Source organism: Pseudomonas donghuensis, from assembly GCF_000259195.1.
GTDB lineage: Bacteria > Pseudomonadota > Gammaproteobacteria > Pseudomonadales > Pseudomonadaceae > Aquipseudomonas > Aquipseudomonas donghuensis.
Map to the genome: position 1 here is coordinate 71050 of NZ_JH650773.1, position 14045 is coordinate 85094.

The window sequence follows — 14045 nt, forward strand, 5'->3', positions numbered from 1 at the left end:
GTTATGCAAGTTAAGCGTTTTTTCGCCGCCGATATGCGTCAGGCCATGAAGCTGGTTCGCGATGAGCTGGGGGCCGAGGCCGCCATCATCGGCAACCGACGGATTGCTGGCGGTGTCGAGCTGACGGCTGCGCTGGACTACAAGCTGTCCGCCCTGGCGCCGCGGGTGCCGAACGTCGAGCTTGAAGACGAGCTGCGCAAGACCCAGTCGCGCATCGTCACCGCCCAGGCCGAACTGAGCAGTCGCAGCGAGAGCGAAGACGCCAACCGTCAGCTGTTTGCCGGCCTGCCGCTGACCGCTTCCGAGCCGTTGATCGACCCGCAGGTCGAAGCGCCGGTGGTGTCTGCTGCGCCGGCGGCTGCCCCGATCGATCCACGCCTGTTCGACTCGATGCGTTCGGAGTTGTCGGGCCTGCGCGAACTGCTTGAAGTGCAGCTCGGCTCGCTGGCCTGGAGCCAGTTGCAGGGCAACAAGCCACAGCAGGCCAACCTCTGGCGTCGCTTGCAGCGCATTGGCCTGTCCGGCCCGATTGCCCGTGAACTGCTCGAGCTGACCACCGAAATCGAAGAGCCGCGCCACGCCTGGCGCATGCTCCTGGCGCATCTTGCACGCATGATTGAAGTGCCGGAAATCGAACCTATCGAAGAAGGCGGTGTCATTGCCATGGTCGGTCCGGCCGGCATGGGCAAAACTACCACCCTGGCCAAGCTCGCGGCGCGCTATGTGCTCAAGTACGGCGCGCAGAACCTGGCCCTGGTGAGCATGGACAGCTTTCGCATCGGTGCCCAGGAGCAGCTCAAGACCCTGGGGCGGATTCTCAACGTCTCGGTCACTCACGTCGACCCGGGCCAGTCGTTGGCCCAGGCCCTCGACCCGCTGCTGCGCAAGCGCGTGGTGTTGATCGATACCGCCGGCCTGCAGGCCAGCGACCCGGCGCTGCGCATGCAGCTTGAAACCCTTGCCGGACGCGGGATTCAGGCCAAGAATTACCTGGTGCTGGCAACCACCAGCCAAAAGCAGGTGCTCACCGCCGCCTACCACAGCTACAAGCGCTGCGGCCTGGCCGGTTGCATCCTGACCAAGCTAGATGAAACCGCCAGCCTCGGCGAAGTATTGAGCCTGGCGATCAGTCACGAATTGCCGGTGGCCTATCTTACCGATGGCCCGCGCATTCCTGACGACCTGCACCTGCCGCGCCGGCACCAGTTGGTCAGCCGTGCCGTGAGTGTGCAGGTGCAGGACGAGCCCAGCGAAGAGGCCATGGCCGACATGTTCGCTGATCTCTACCACAGCTCCGGCAAACGCGTGGGCTGAGGTGAATATGAATACGTTGCAAAGTACCTACATCAATGGTCTGCCAGGCATTTTTCAGGTGTTGAAAGCGCAGCCCAGTCATGTGGCCTCGGTCTAAGTAAGACAAGGTAAAGAACAAACATGGGTAGCATGCATCCCGTACAGGTGATCGCCGTGACCGGCGGCAAAGGTGGCGTCGGCAAGACTAATGTGTCAGTGAACCTGTCATTGGCGCTGGCTGAGCTTGGCCGTCGGGTCATGCTGCTGGACGCCGACCTGGGGCTGGCCAACGTTGACGTGCTGTTGGGCCTGACGCCCAAATGCACCCTGGCCGATGTCATCGAAGGCCGTTGCGAGCTGCGCGATGTGCTGCTGCAAGGCCCTGGCGGTGTGCGCATCGTGCCGGCGGCTTCGGGTACGCAGAGCATGGTGCACCTGGCCCCGGCCCAGCACGCCGGCCTGATCCAGGCCTTCAGCGAGATCGGCGACAACCTCGATGTACTGGTGATCGATACCGCTGCGGGTATCGGTGACTCGGTAGTCAGTTTTGTCCGCGCCGCCCAGGAAGTACTGCTGGTGGTGTGCGACGAACCTACCTCGATCACCGACGCCTATGCGCTGATCAAGCTGCTCAACCGCGATTACGGCATGAACCGCTTCCGTGTCCTGGCGAACATGGCCCAGAGCCCGCAGGAAGGGCGCAACCTGTTCGCCAAGTTGACCAAGGTCACTGATCGCTTCCTCGATGTCGCCCTACAATACGTCGGTGCGGTGCCTTACGACGAATGCGTGCGCAAGGCGGTGCAGAAGCAGCGAGCGGTCTATGAAGCCTTTCCGCGTTCCAAGTGCGCGCTGGCGTTCAAGGCCATTGCCCAGAAAGTCGATAGCTGGCCGCTGCCTGCCAACCCACGGGGGCACCTGGAGTTCTTCGTCGAGCGTCTGGTGCAACCGACGAGTGCGGGTCCGGTGCTATGAACGCCAGCGGTTATCGGATGTACAGCAAGGCTTCGCGTGATGCCCAGTATGAGTTGATCGAACGTTACGCGCCGTTGGTCAAGCGTATCGCCTACCACCTGCTGGCACGGTTGCCGGCCAGTGTGCAGGTCGAGGACCTGATCCAGGCCGGGATGATCGGCCTGCTCGAAGTCGCCAACAAGTATGACGCGAGCAAGGGGGCCAGTTTCGAGACCTACGCCGGCATCCGTATTCGCGGGGCCATGCTCGATGAAGTGCGCAAGGGCGACTGGGCGCCACGTTCGGTACACCGCAATACCCGCATGGTCAGTGACGCGATTCGTGCAATTGAAGCAAAAACCGGCCGCGACGCTAAAGATCACGAAGTTGCTGCCGAACTTCAATTGAGTCTCGATGATTATTACGGGATTTTGAATGACACCCTGGGCAGCCGCCTGTTCAGTTTCGACGACCTGTTGCAGGACGGCGAACATGAAGGCCTGCACGAGGACGGTGCCAGTGCCCAGCTCGAGCCTTCGCGCGATCTGGAGGACGAGCGTTTTCAGGCAGCCTTGGCCGATGCAATCGCCAACCTGCCGGAGCGTGAGCGTCTGGTCCTGGCGCTGTACTACGACGAAGAACTCAACCTCAAGGAGATCGGTGAGGTCCTGGGGGTGAGTGAGTCGCGTGTCAGCCAGTTGCACAGCCAGTGCGCGGCACGTTTGCGTGGCCGCCTGGGGGAATGGCGGGCGCGTTGAACACCGGTTCGATGCAGTCGTGAAATGTAGTGCCGAATTGATTGAATGCGCGTTCCGCGCTGAACGCGTTAAAGACTGCTTGGAGGTCTAATTGAACAAAGACATGAAAATCCTCATCGTGGACGACTTTTCGACGATGCGGCGGATCATCAAGAACCTGTTGCGTGACCTGGGCTTTACCAACACCCAGGAAGCCGACGACGGCAACACTGCGCTGCCGATGCTTGAAAGCGGCCATTTCGACTTTCTGGTGACCGACTGGAACATGCCTGGCATGTCCGGTATCGATTTGCTGCGCAAGGTGCGTGCCGACGAGCGCCTGAAGCACCTGCCGGTGCTGATGGTGACTGCCGAAGCCAAGCGCGAGCAGATCATCGAAGCCGCCCAGGCCGGGGTCAACGGCTATGTGGTCAAGCCATTTACCGCCCAGGTGCTGAAAGAAAAGATCGAAAAGATCTTCGAGCGCGTCAATAGCTGAGGTACGCCACGGGGGCGCTATGGAGCAAACACAATCATCCTTGGGCGAGTTTGAGTCGACACTCAAGAAACACGCCAAGGAACTGGTCGACAGCCTGGAACGAGGCAAGTTCGGCGATGCGGTGCAACTGATCCATCAGCTGAACCAGACCCGTGACCTAGGCCTGTACCAGGAAGTCGGCAAACTCACCCGCGAGCTGCACAGCGCGATCGTCAGCTTCCAGATCGACCCGCACATGCCGCAGGCCGAGGAAGTGTCGCAGATCACCGATGCGACCGAACGCCTGTCCTACGTGGTCAAGCTGACCGAGGGCGCGGCCAACCGCACCATGGACCTGGTCGAAGCCAGCACGCCGGTACTCAACGAACTGAGCGACGAGGCCAAGGCGCTGAGCGTCGACTGGCAGCGCTTCATGCGCCGCGAAGTGGCGGCACCGGAGTTCCGTGAGCTGGCCAAGCGCGTCGACAGTTTCCTGACGCGTAGCGAGGAGGGCAGCCGCAAGGTCGCCGGGCACCTCAATGACATCCTTCTGGCTCAGGACTATCAAGACCTGACCGGCCAGGTGATCAAGCGCGTCACGACGCTGGTCACCGAAGTAGAAAGCAATCTGCTCAAGCTCGTGCTGATGGCAAGCCAGGTCGACCGTTTTGCCGGTATCGAACATGACCACCAGCAGCTGCGCGCTGAAAAAGATCAAGAAAAACATCCGACTCGGGGTGAAGGTCCGCAGATTCATGCCGATAAGCGTGAAGACGTCGTGTCCGGTCAGGACGATGTCGACGATCTGCTGTCCAGTCTGGGTTTTTAGGGAGCACGTTTAATGAGCTTCGGCGCCGATGAAGAAATCCTTCAGGATTTCCTGGTAGAAGCCGGCGAAATTCTTGAGCAACTGTCCGAGCAACTGGTCGAGCTGGAAAGCCGTCCGGATGATGCCGACCTGCTCAATGCGATCTTTCGCGGTTTTCACACTGTAAAAGGGGGCGCCGGCTTCCTCCAGCTCAACGAGCTGGTGGAGTGCTGCCATATCGCCGAGAACGTGTTCGACATCCTGCGCAAGGGTGCCCGGCGCGTTGACGCCGAACTGATGGACGTGGTCCTGGAAGCCCTGGACACGGTCAACAGCATGTTCGGCCAGGTGCGCGAACGCACCGATATCACACCTGCCACCCCCGAGCTGCTGGCGGCGCTGTCGCGCCTGGCCGAGCCTGCCGGGGAAGACGAAGTGGCGGTACCTGCGGCTGAACCCGAGGTGGTTGAAGCGCCAGCGGCCGAGGCCGAGGCGGATATCACCGACACCGAATTCGAACAGCTGCTCGACTCGCTCAACGCGGTCAAGGCCGAAGCCGAGGCCCAGGTGGCCGAACCTGGCAGTGACGAAATCAGCGACGCCGAGTTCGAATCGCTGCTCGACCAGTTGCACGGCAAGGGCCAGTTCGCCGCCGACAACCTCGGTGCCGGCGCGCCAGCACCCGCCGCAGCACCTGCTGGCAGCGACGCCAGTGGCGATATCACCGATGACGAATTCGAAGCGCTGCTCGATCAGTTGCACGGCAAGGGTACCTTTGCCGTCGATGCACTGCCGGGCGCCGCTGCCGCCCCTGCGCCTGCCGCCGCGCCTGCCGCGGACGGCGAGCACATCTCCGAGCACGAGTTCGAAGCGCTGCTCGATGAGTTGCACGGCAAGGGCAAGTTCGCCCCGGATGCCGTAGCCGCTGCTGCACCTGCCGCCACCGCAGCGCCAGCCAAGGCTGCGGCCAAGCCTGCGCCGGCAGCGGTCGCCAAGGCTGCTGCGCCAGCCCCGGCTGCCAAAGCGGCTGCACCGGCACCTGCGCCTGCACCTGCACGCCAGGCCGCACCGGCTGCCGAGAAGCACCCGGCCAGCGAAACCGAGACCACCGTTCGGGTCGATACCGCGCGGCTCGACGAGATCATGAACATGGTCGGCGAGCTGGTGCTGGTGCGTAACCGCCTGGTGCGCCTGGGCCTGAACAGCGGCGATGAGGCCATGTCCAAGGCTGTGTCGAACCTCGACGTGGTCACCGCCGACCTGCAGACCGCGGTGATGAAGACCCGCATGCAGCCGATCAAGAAGGTCTTCGGGCGCTTCCCGCGCCTGGTTCGCGACCTGGCCCGGCAGCTGAAGAAAGAGATCAACCTGGAGCTGGTCGGTGAAGAGACCGACCTCGACAAAAACCTTGTCGAGGCCCTGGCCGACCCGCTGGTGCACTTGGTGCGCAACGCCGTCGACCATGGTGTCGAGACCCCGGAAGAGCGCGAGGCCTCGGGCAAGTCCCGTGGCGGCAAGGTGGTGCTCTCGGCCGAACAGGAAGGCGATCACATCCTGCTGTCGATCTCCGATGACGGCAAGGGCATGGACGCCGACGTGCTGCGCGCCATCGCGGTCAAGCGCGGGGTGATGGACAAGGACGCCGCCGACCGCCTGAGCGAGACCGAGTGCTACAACCTGATCTTCGCCCCGGGCTTCTCGACCAAGACCGAGATCTCCGACGTGTCCGGGCGTGGCGTGGGCATGGACGTGGTGAAAACCAAGATTTCCCAGCTCAACGGCTCGATCAACATCTACTCGACCAAGGGCCTGGGTTCGAAGATCGTCATCAAGGTGCCGCTGACCCTGGCGATCATGCCAACGCTGATGGTCATGCTCGGCAACCAGGCGTTCGCTTTCCCGCTGGTCAACGTCAACGAGATCTTCCACCTCGACCTGTCGCGCACCAACGTGGTCGACGGCCAGGAAGTGGTGATCGTGCGCGACAAGGCCTTGCCGCTGTTCTACCTCAAGCGCTGGCTGGTCAGTTCGGCCGCTCATGAAGAGCAGCGCGAGGGCCATGTGGTGATCCTTTCGGTGGGCACGCAGCGTATCGGCTTCGTCGTCGATCAGCTGGTGGGCCAGGAAGAAGTGGTCATCAAGCCGCTGGGCAAGATGCTCCAGGGCACCCCGGGCATGTCGGGCGCCACCATTACCGGTGACGGGCGCATTGCGCTGATCCTCGACGTTCCGAGCATGCTCAAGCGTTACGCCGCCCGGCGTATTTGATTCTGGTGGCGCGGCGCATATGCCGCGCCCCCTAATGGAGTGTTTATGGCAGTCAAGGTCCTGGTGGTGGATGATTCCGGTTTCTTCCGCCGCCGTGTCTCGGAAATTCTTTCAGCGGACCCGACTATCCAGGTCGTCGGTACCGCGACCAACGGCAAGGAAGCGATCGACCAGGCGCTGTCGCTCAAGCCCGACGTCATCACCATGGACTATGAAATGCCCATGATGGATGGCATCACCGCTGTGCGTCACATCATGCAGCGTTGCCCGACCCCGGTGTTGATGTTCTCCTCGCTGACCCATGAGGGCGCCCGCGTTACCCTTGACGCCCTGGATGCCGGTGCGGTCGATTACCTGCCGAAAAACTTCGAAGACATCTCGCGCAACCCCGAGAAGGTCAAGCAACTGCTGTGTGAAAAGGTTCATACCATTTCCCGCAGCAACCGTCGTTTCAGCGCCTACGCCAGCCCCGCGCCAGCCCCGGCACCGAGCCCCCAGCCGAGCGTCAGCAGCCTGGGCAGTACGCCTGCGCCACGCGCCGCAGCCCCGGCACGTGCCAGCGCAGCGGCGGCCAGTTCGTCGCCAGCGCCCAAGCGCAAGCCGTACAAGCTGGTGGCCATTGGTACCTCCACCGGCGGCCCGGTGGCCCTGCAGCGGGTTCTGACCCAGCTGCCGGCCAATTTCCCGGCGCCGATCGTATTGATCCAGCACATGCCGGCGGCCTTCACCAAGGCCTTCGCCGAACGCCTCGACAAGCTGTGCAAGATCAGCGTCAAGGAAGCCGAGGACGGCGACATCCTGCGCCCGGGCCTGGCCCTGCTGGCCCCGGGTGGCAAGCAGATGATGGTCGATGGTCGCGGCACGGTGAAGATCCTGCCGGGCGATGAGCGCCTGAACTACAAGCCGTGCGTGGACATCACCTTTGGCTCGGCGGCCAAGTCCTACGGCGACAAGGTGCTGTCGGTGGTGCTCACCGGCATGGGCGCCGATGGCCGCGAAGGCGCGCGCCTGCTCAAACAGGGCGGCAGCACGGTGTGGGCCCAGGATGAAGCCAGTTGCGTGATCTATGGCATGCCCATGGCCATCGTCAAAGCCAACCTGGCAGACGCGGTGTACAGCCTGGACGAGATCGGCAAGCACTTGGTCGAGGCCTGCGTCTGATGGATGTCTTGAGCCTAATCGGGATCATCCTGGCATTTGTCGCCATCGTTGGTGGCAACTACCTCGAAGGCGGTCACCTGTCGGCGCTGCTCAACGGTCCGGCGGCGTTGATCGTGCTTGGCGGCACGCTGGCGGCAGCCTTGCTGCAATCGCCGATGAGTGCCTTCAAGCGTGCGCTGCAGATTGTGCGCTGGATTATCTTTCCGCCACGGGTCGACCTGGCCGGCGGCATCGATCGGGTGGTCAACTGGTCGCTGACCGCGCGCAAGGAAGGCCTGCTGGGCCTTGAAGGGGTGGCCGATGCCGAGCCGGACCCGTACGCGCGCAAAGGTTTGCAGTTGCTGGTCGATGGCGCTGAACCCGAGGCCATCCGCAGCATCCTCGAGGTCGACTTCTACACCCAGGAAAGCCGCGATGTGCAGGCTGCCAAGGTGTTCGAAAGCATGGGCGGCTATGCACCGACCATCGGTATCATCGGTGCGGTGATGGGCTTGATCCACGTGATGGGCAACCTCGCTGACCCGTCGCAGTTGGGCAATGGCATTGCCGTGGCCTTCGTCGCCACCATTTATGGTGTCGCCAGTGCCAACCTGATCCTGCTACCGATCGCCAACAAGCTCAAGGCCCTGGCCCTGCGCCAGTCGCGCTACCGGGAAATGCTCCTGGAAGGTTTGCTGTCGATCGCCGAAGGCGAGAACCCGCGCTCGATCGAGCTGAAGCTTCAGGGCTTCATGGAGTAACACATGGCGCGCCGTCGACAACCCGAAGAGCATGAAAACCACGAACGCTGGCTGGTGTCCTATGCCGACTTCATCACCTTGCTGTTCGCCTTCTTCGTGGTCATGTATTCGATTTCCTCGATCAACGAGGGCAAGTACAAGGTCATTTCCCAGGCCTTGATCGGCGTGTTCAACGACCCCGAGCGAAGCATGAAGCCGATCCCCATCGGCGACGAGCGCCCGCTCAGCGTCAAGCCGGCCGAGCCGTTGATCAAGGACAGCGAGCAGGTCGATGCGGGCCTGGCGCAGGCCAGCAGCGACCCCCTCAAGACCATCACCGATGATGTGCGCGACGCCTTCGGCGACCTGATCAAATCCGACCAGATGACCGTGCGCGGCAACGAGCTGTGGGTCGAGATCGAACTCAATTCCTCGCTGCTGTTCGGCAGCGGCGACGCCATGCCCAGCGATGTGGCGTTCAACATCATCGAGAAGGTGGCGAGAATCCTCAAGCCGTTCGCCAACCCGGTGCATGTCGAAGGCTTTACCGATGACCTGCCGATTCGTACCGCGCAGTACCCGACCAACTGGGAGCTGTCGTCGGCGCGGGCGGCGAGTATCGTCCGTCTGCTGGCCATGGAAGGGGTGAACCCGGCGCGCATGGCCTCGGTCGGCTATGGCGAGTTCCAGCCGATTGCCGCCAACGACTCTGCCGAAGGCCGCGCGCGTAACCGACGGGTGGTGCTGGTGATCTCGCGCAACCTGGAGGTTCGCCGCAGCCTGACCGGTACTGGCAGCGCCAATGCCACCCCGGATGCGGCCATGAAGCGGGCTGGCACACAAACTGCACCGGCAGCGGTAGCACCGACGGTGGGCGACAATCGCGTCAATTCCCCGTCACCGACCCTATAACCGATCCCGGCAGGGCAGGCTGCCGTACCGGGAGGAAGCAACGCAATGAGAGTCTGGGCAGTAGCCAATCAAAAAGGTGGAGTCGGCAAGACCACCACGTCCATCGCCCTGGCCGGCCTGCTGGCCGAGGCGGGCAAGCGCGTGGTTGTCGTCGACCTCGACCCGCACGGGTCGATGACCAGCTATTTCGGGCATAACCCCGATGCGCTGGAGCACAGCTGCTACGACCTGTTCCTGCACAAGGGCACGGTGCCCGAAGGCTTGCCCGGGCAATTGCTGCTGCCGACCAGTGACGAGAAGATCTCGCTGTTGCCGTCGAGCACCGCCCTGGCCGTGCTCGAGCGTCAGTCGCCGGGCCAGAGTGGCCTGGGCCTGGTGATCGCCAAGTCTCTGGCGCAGCTGTGGCAGGATTTCGACTACGCCATCATCGACAGCCCGCCATTGCTCGGCGTGCTGATGGTCAACGCCCTGGCGGCCAGCCAGCAACTGGTGATCCCGGTGCAGACCGAGTACCTGGCGGTCAAGGGCCTGGAACGCATGGTCAGCACCCTGGCGATGGTCAACCGCTCGCGCAAGCAGGCCTTGCCCTATCACATCGTGCCGACCCTGTTCGACCGCCGCACCCAGGCCTCCATGGGCACCTTGCGGGTGCTGCGCGACGCCTACCCCGAACATATCTGGCAGGGCTACATCCCGGTCGACACGCGCCTGCGTGATGCCAGCCGGGCCGGGCAGACGCCGTCGCAATTCGACGGTAAAAGCCGCGGCGTGGTGGCCTACCGTGCGTTGCTCAAGCACCTGCTGACGCAGAACCTTGCCTTGCAGGTGGCCTGATGAATCGCCCTCAACAGCTTGCCAGCCGGCCACAACTGGCCTTGCAGAGCTACCTCGATGGCTTGCTGCAGGAGGCCACCGAAGAACTCGACGAGGTGCTGCCGGTATCGGTCGAGCCGGACGAATTCCAGGCGGCGGTACGTGAAGAGCAGGCCCGTGATGCCCAGGTTGCGGCCCAGGCGGCGGTGACGCCTGCGCCACGGCCATTTGCCGAACCGCCGCGGCCGGTGTTGCCGCTGACCTTGCCACCGGTGGTCGAGCCGGTAGTCGAGCCCGTAGTCGAAGCGCCCCAGCCGCTGGCCGAGGTTGCCCAGGTTGCGCCGGTCGAGCCGCTGGTGGACGTGCACCTGCCGCCAGCCCCCAATCAACCGGTACCGCCGGCCACTATCGACGGCCGTCCGGCCTGGGCCGCCGAGCCGTTCGAATGCCTGTTGTTCGACGTCGCGGGGCTGACCCTGGCGGTACCGCTGGTGTGCCTGGGCTCGATCTACTCGCTGGCGGGCCACGAATTGACACCGTTGTTCGGCCAGCCGGACTGGTTCCTCGGCATCCTGCCCAGCCAGAGTGGCAACCTCAAGGTCCTGGACACCGCCCGCTGGGTCATGCCCGACCGTTATCGGGATGACTTTCGCCAGGGCCTGCAGTACGTGATTTCGGTTCAGGGCTACGAATGGGGGCTGGCGGTGCATCAGGTCAGCCGCTCGTTGCGCCTGGACCCCAACGAGATCAAATGGCGCAGCCAGCGCGGCCAGCGGCCATGGCTGGCCGGTACCGTAATCGAACACATGTGCGCGCTGCTCGACGTCGCCGAACTGGCCGAGTTGATCGCCAGTGGCGCAGTCAAGCAGCTGCACGACACCCATAAATAATCGGCCGCATCTGCCGCGACCGCACTGAGCACACCGCCGATGGCGGATTTTGAGGGATAGGGGAATGAAAAAATCGTCTGCACAAGGTTCCGAAGATCCGATCCTGCAGTGGGTGACCTTCAAACTGGACAACGAGTCCTACGGCATCAACGTGATGCAGGTGCAGGAAGTCCTGCGCTACACCGAGATCGCCCCGGTCCCGGGGGCCCCGAGCTACGTGCTGGGCATCATCAACCTGCGCGGTAACGTGGTTACCGTGATCGACACCCGCCAGCGCTTCGGCCTGCTGTCCAGCGAGATCACCGACAACACCCGTATCGTCATCATCGAGGCCGACAAGCAAGTGGTCGGCATCCTGGTCGACAGCGTTGCCGAAGTGGTTTACCTGCGTCAGTCGGAAATCGAGACCGCACCGAATGTCGGCAACGAGGAATCGGCCAAGTTCATCCAGGGCGTGTGCAACAAGAACAACGAACTGCTGATCCTGGTCGAGCTGGACAAGATGATGACCGAGGAAGAGTGGTCCGAGCTGGAGAACATCTGAGTTGATCCTTGAGGTTGCAGTCATATTTCTGGCGCTGCTGTGGGCGGTCAGCCTGTGGTTCTTCCTGAACTACAGCAAGCGCCAGCGTGAGCTGGCCGCGCAACAGGCCCAGGGCGATGCCGTGCGCGACCAGCGCATCAAGGACCTGGGCAAACGCCTGGACGACTACCAGAACGGCAGCGTGCGCATGGGCGAAGCCTTGCACGAGCTGCGGGCGGTGGTTGCCCCCTTGCCGGACAAGCTCCTGCAACTGGAGCAGCGTGACCCCAACAGCCTGTCGTTCGCGCAAGCGGCGCGGCTGGTGGGCATGGGTGCCAGCGTCGATGAACTGACCCAGTCCTGTGGCTTGACCCAGGCTGAGGCGGAGTTGATGAGCAAGTTGCACCGCAGCTGAGGGTTGCAGTGAATTGATCGCGGGGCAAGCCCGCTCCTACGGTACGTGTAGGAGCGGGCTTGACCCGCGATGCTTTTCAGGGCCCCGGCAATCTCAGGTCGGTAGGGGTGATATCGCGCTCCTGCGGGCCCTCGTCAACAAAGCCCACCGGCACCTTGCCCTTGAGCTGCCAGGCGAAGGCGATGATTTCGGCAATGGTCAGGTACAGGGCCTCGGGAATCTGGTCGCCTAGCTCCATGCGCGCTAACAGGCGCACCAGTTCGGCGTTCTCGTAGATCGGTACTTCGTGCTCGCGGGCAATCGCCAGGATTGCCTCGGCCAGCTCGTCGTCGCCCTTGGCACTGAGGGTCGGGGCCTGCTGGCCGTCATAGGTCAGGGCAATGGCCTGGCGTGGGCTTTTATCAATCATGCTTGTTCATCCACCCAGCGTTGTTCCAGGTGCGTGCGTGGTCCTTGGGGCGGTGTGCCGTGATGGCACTGCAGTTCGCCGACGTTCAGGCCGCGCGCCAGCAGACGCTCGCGCAAGTGGCCGAGCTGGCTTTCGATCAGCTGCGCGGTGCTCGGCAGTTCGGCCCACAGCTGGCTGGACAGGCTGCCTTGGCTGATTTGCGCCTGCACTTGCAGTGGCCCCAGCGGATGCAGGTCGAAAGACAGCTCGATGCGCCAGAGCATCTCCAGCGGGTCGCGGCGCTCGCGTTCCGGGTCGCTTTGCTGCTCCGGGGTTTCTTCGCGCTGCAGTTTCATTTGCAGGGGCATGAAGTCCTGGCCGGTGCGCAGCGGGATTTCCAGTTGCCAGGTGGTCTGCAGGTTGCCATCGGCGGTGGTGCCGGTCTGTTCCAGGCTTGCCAACTGATGGCTTTGCAGGCGCGAGATGGTTGCAGCGGCCAGGCGCAGCAAATGCTCAAGGTCACCTTCACCGTCCTGGCTCTGCAGCAAGCGCGAGGGCAGGGGAAAGCCACCGGGATGTGGCCGCGGGCTGACCTGGCCGAGCATGCCCAGGGCATTGCGGACCATGCCGGGCATCACCTGGGCCAGGGTGCTGGCGGCAGCGCCCGGGTTGAACGTGGCGTTGCCGGGCAGCCCCGGCAACAGTTGCGCCACCAGGCGCACCACCTGGGCCTTGAGGTCGGGGGCAAGCGCGGCTGGCAGCCCGGCCAGCAGCTTGGCCTCAAGAAACACGCCGCTGTTGTTCAAGGCCTGTGCCAGGCCCTTGGGGTCGCTGAGCTGGCGCACATCCGGCAGGCTGGCCAATAGTTTGTCTACCGTGGCGCGCAGTTCGTTGGGCTGGCTGTTGTCGCGTGGCAGCTGTTGCAGGGTATTGAGCAAACCCTGCAGGGACGCTTGGCGACTTTGCTGGGTGCTTAGCTGCTGGCTGATCGCCAGTTGCTCCTGGCGCCCGCTGAGCGGTACGAAGCTCAGTGATTGATCACTCTGCACCCGAGCGCTGAGCAAGCTGCCTACTGGCAATGGGCGCGGGCTGTCGATGGCCAGGGTAGCGTCGGCCTGGGGGCCGCCGAGCAGGGTTACCAGCGAGCGGAACTGCGCCAGTTGGCCGGCGTTCTGCGGCAGTGCCTGGCTTGTCAGCACCTTGCCTTGCAGCAGGGAGCCCACCGGCAGTTCGCGGGTGTCGATGCGGGTCAGGGTGGCCACGTTGCTGGCAATGGCCTGCTGCACGCTGATGGTCAGGTTGGCGCTGCTGCTCTGGCTCACCGTCAGCTGGCTGCCCTGGGCCAGGGGCAGGGTGCTGCTGGCCTGGACGTTGGTCTGCTTGCCGTTGTCCAGGGTGAGCTTGAGCAGCATCTGGAAGTCCTGACCGACCTGGCGCAGGGTCAGCACTTCGGCCTTGGCGGTTTCGCCCGGGGCCAGCAGCGCCTGTTGCGGCTGCAGCAGGCGCAACAGTTCGGCGGTCATTGCCGCGCGTAGCGGCGGGTTGGCCGGGATCAGTGCAGCTAGGTTATTGATTTCGCCTGTCATCCGCTCGCAACCTGTTGAAATAGCCCTCTTTACAGTAGGACATCACATGTATAATGCCGCCCGATCTTTGGCGATCAGCGCGGCCGGGCCACATCGTCGT

15 protein-coding genes are annotated in these 14045 nt (G+C 63.4%); 13 read left to right on the forward strand and 2 right to left on the reverse strand.

Going from position 1 to position 14045, the window contains the following annotated elements:
- The first annotated feature begins 3 nt into the window (after positions 1–3).
- The 13 genes from flhF (at position 4) to UW3_RS0120105 (ending at position 11971) form a co-directional block, all read left to right on the forward strand.
- Positions 4–1314, forward strand: coding sequence for a flagellar biosynthesis GTPase FlhF (flhF, locus tag UW3_RS0120040; RefSeq protein ID WP_010225021.1), 1311 nt, complete (start codon positions 4–6; stop codon positions 1312–1314).
- Positions 1315–1434: 120 nt separating this feature from the next.
- Entirely contained in the window at positions 1435–2268 is an 834-nt protein-coding gene (fleN, locus tag UW3_RS0120045; RefSeq protein WP_010225023.1) for a flagellar synthesis regulator FleN, read from the forward strand.
- Positions 2265–3005 (forward strand): RNA polymerase sigma factor FliA, encoded by a 741-nt coding sequence (gene fliA / locus UW3_RS0120050; protein ID WP_010225024.1) that lies wholly within the window; start codon positions 2265–2267, stop codon positions 3003–3005. The genes fleN and fliA overlap by 4 nt, the downstream gene beginning before the upstream one ends.
- Positions 3006–3108: 103 nt before the next feature.
- Positions 3109–3483 (forward strand): chemotaxis response regulator CheY, encoded by a 375-nt coding sequence (locus UW3_RS0120055; protein WP_036990294.1) that lies wholly within the window; start codon positions 3109–3111, stop codon positions 3481–3483.
- A 19-nt stretch (positions 3484–3502) separates the two neighbouring features.
- A complete protein-coding gene (locus tag UW3_RS0120060; protein WP_010225027.1) occupies positions 3503–4291 on the forward strand; it encodes a protein phosphatase CheZ in 789 nt (262 codons plus the stop codon).
- Between the two features lie 12 nt (positions 4292–4303).
- Entirely contained in the window at positions 4304–6538 is a 2235-nt protein-coding gene (locus tag UW3_RS27365; RefSeq protein ID WP_010225028.1) for a chemotaxis protein CheA, read from the forward strand.
- 45 nt (positions 6539–6583) lie between these two features.
- Positions 6584–7699 carry a protein-glutamate methylesterase/protein-glutamine glutaminase gene (locus UW3_RS0120075; protein WP_010225029.1) on the forward strand — a complete coding sequence of 372 codons (1116 nt, stop codon included), beginning with the start codon at positions 6584–6586 and terminating at the stop codon, positions 7697–7699.
- Positions 7699–8439 (forward strand): flagellar motor protein, encoded by a 741-nt coding sequence (locus tag UW3_RS0120080; protein WP_010225031.1) that lies wholly within the window; start codon positions 7699–7701, stop codon positions 8437–8439. The genes UW3_RS0120075 and UW3_RS0120080 overlap by 1 nt, the downstream gene beginning before the upstream one ends.
- A 3-nt stretch (positions 8440–8442) precedes the next feature.
- Entirely contained in the window at positions 8443–9330 is an 888-nt protein-coding gene (gene motD / locus UW3_RS0120085; RefSeq protein ID WP_010225033.1) for a flagellar motor protein MotD, read from the forward strand.
- 45 nt (positions 9331–9375) lie between these two features.
- Positions 9376–10164, forward strand: a complete 789-nt coding sequence (locus tag UW3_RS0120090; RefSeq protein ID WP_010225035.1) for a ParA family protein — start codon at positions 9376–9378, stop codon at positions 10162–10164.
- A complete protein-coding gene (locus UW3_RS0120095; protein WP_010225039.1) occupies positions 10164–11033 on the forward strand; it encodes a CheW domain-containing protein in 870 nt (289 codons plus the stop codon). The genes UW3_RS0120090 and UW3_RS0120095 overlap by 1 nt, the downstream gene beginning before the upstream one ends.
- 64 nt (positions 11034–11097) lie before the next feature.
- Positions 11098–11577, forward strand: coding sequence for a chemotaxis protein CheW (locus UW3_RS0120100; RefSeq protein ID WP_010225041.1), 480 nt, complete (start codon positions 11098–11100; stop codon positions 11575–11577).
- A gap of 1 nt (position 11578) precedes the next feature.
- Entirely contained in the window at positions 11579–11971 is a 393-nt protein-coding gene (locus tag UW3_RS0120105; protein WP_010225042.1) for a DUF2802 domain-containing protein, read from the forward strand.
- A gap of 76 nt (positions 11972–12047) precedes the next feature.
- On the opposite strand, the gene UW3_RS0120110 is transcribed toward UW3_RS0120105, so the two are convergent.
- Both UW3_RS0120110 and fliK read right to left on the reverse strand, forming a co-directional pair.
- Positions 12048–12380 (reverse strand): EscU/YscU/HrcU family type III secretion system export apparatus switch protein, encoded by a 333-nt coding sequence (locus tag UW3_RS0120110; RefSeq protein ID WP_010225044.1) that lies wholly within the window; start codon positions 12378–12380, stop codon positions 12048–12050.
- Positions 12377–13945, reverse strand: coding sequence for a flagellar hook-length control protein FliK (gene fliK / locus UW3_RS0120115; RefSeq protein WP_010225046.1), 1569 nt, complete (start codon positions 13943–13945; stop codon positions 12377–12379). The genes UW3_RS0120110 and fliK overlap by 4 nt, the downstream gene beginning before the upstream one ends.
- Positions 13946–14045 lie beyond the last annotated feature (100 nt).

What these genes read in the sequence shown, in the direction of transcription:
- UW3_RS27365 (WP_010225028.1), top strand. Translation starts at nt 4,304, where the DNA reads ATGAGCTTCGGCGCCGATGAAGAAATCCTTCAGGATTTCCTGGTAGAA.
- UW3_RS0120080 (WP_010225031.1), top strand. Translation starts at nt 7,699, where the DNA reads ATGGATGTCTTGAGCCTAATCGGGATCATCCTGGCATTTGTCGCCATC.
- motD (WP_010225033.1), top strand. Translation starts at nt 8,443, where the DNA reads ATGGCGCGCCGTCGACAACCCGAAGAGCATGAAAACCACGAACGCTGG.
- UW3_RS0120090 (WP_010225035.1), top strand. Translation starts at nt 9,376, where the DNA reads ATGAGAGTCTGGGCAGTAGCCAATCAAAAAGGTGGAGTCGGCAAGACC.
- fliK (WP_010225046.1), bottom strand. Translation starts at nt 13,945, where the DNA reads ATGACAGGCGAAATCAATAACCTAGCTGCACTGATCCCGGCCAACCCG.
- fliA (WP_010225024.1), top strand. Translation starts at nt 2,265, where the DNA reads ATGAACGCCAGCGGTTATCGGATGTACAGCAAGGCTTCGCGTGATGCC.
- UW3_RS0120095 (WP_010225039.1), top strand. Translation starts at nt 10,164, where the DNA reads ATGAATCGCCCTCAACAGCTTGCCAGCCGGCCACAACTGGCCTTGCAG.
- UW3_RS0120110 (WP_010225044.1), bottom strand. Translation starts at nt 12,380, where the DNA reads ATGATTGATAAAAGCCCACGCCAGGCCATTGCCCTGACCTATGACGGC.
- fleN (WP_010225023.1), top strand. Translation starts at nt 1,435, where the DNA reads ATGGGTAGCATGCATCCCGTACAGGTGATCGCCGTGACCGGCGGCAAA.
- UW3_RS0120075 (WP_010225029.1), top strand. Translation starts at nt 6,584, where the DNA reads ATGGCAGTCAAGGTCCTGGTGGTGGATGATTCCGGTTTCTTCCGCCGC.
- flhF (WP_010225021.1), top strand. Translation starts at nt 4, where the DNA reads ATGCAAGTTAAGCGTTTTTTCGCCGCCGATATGCGTCAGGCCATGAAG.
- UW3_RS0120055 (WP_036990294.1), top strand. Translation starts at nt 3,109, where the DNA reads ATGAAAATCCTCATCGTGGACGACTTTTCGACGATGCGGCGGATCATC.
- UW3_RS0120060 (WP_010225027.1), top strand. Translation starts at nt 3,503, where the DNA reads ATGGAGCAAACACAATCATCCTTGGGCGAGTTTGAGTCGACACTCAAG.
- UW3_RS0120100 (WP_010225041.1), top strand. Translation starts at nt 11,098, where the DNA reads ATGAAAAAATCGTCTGCACAAGGTTCCGAAGATCCGATCCTGCAGTGG.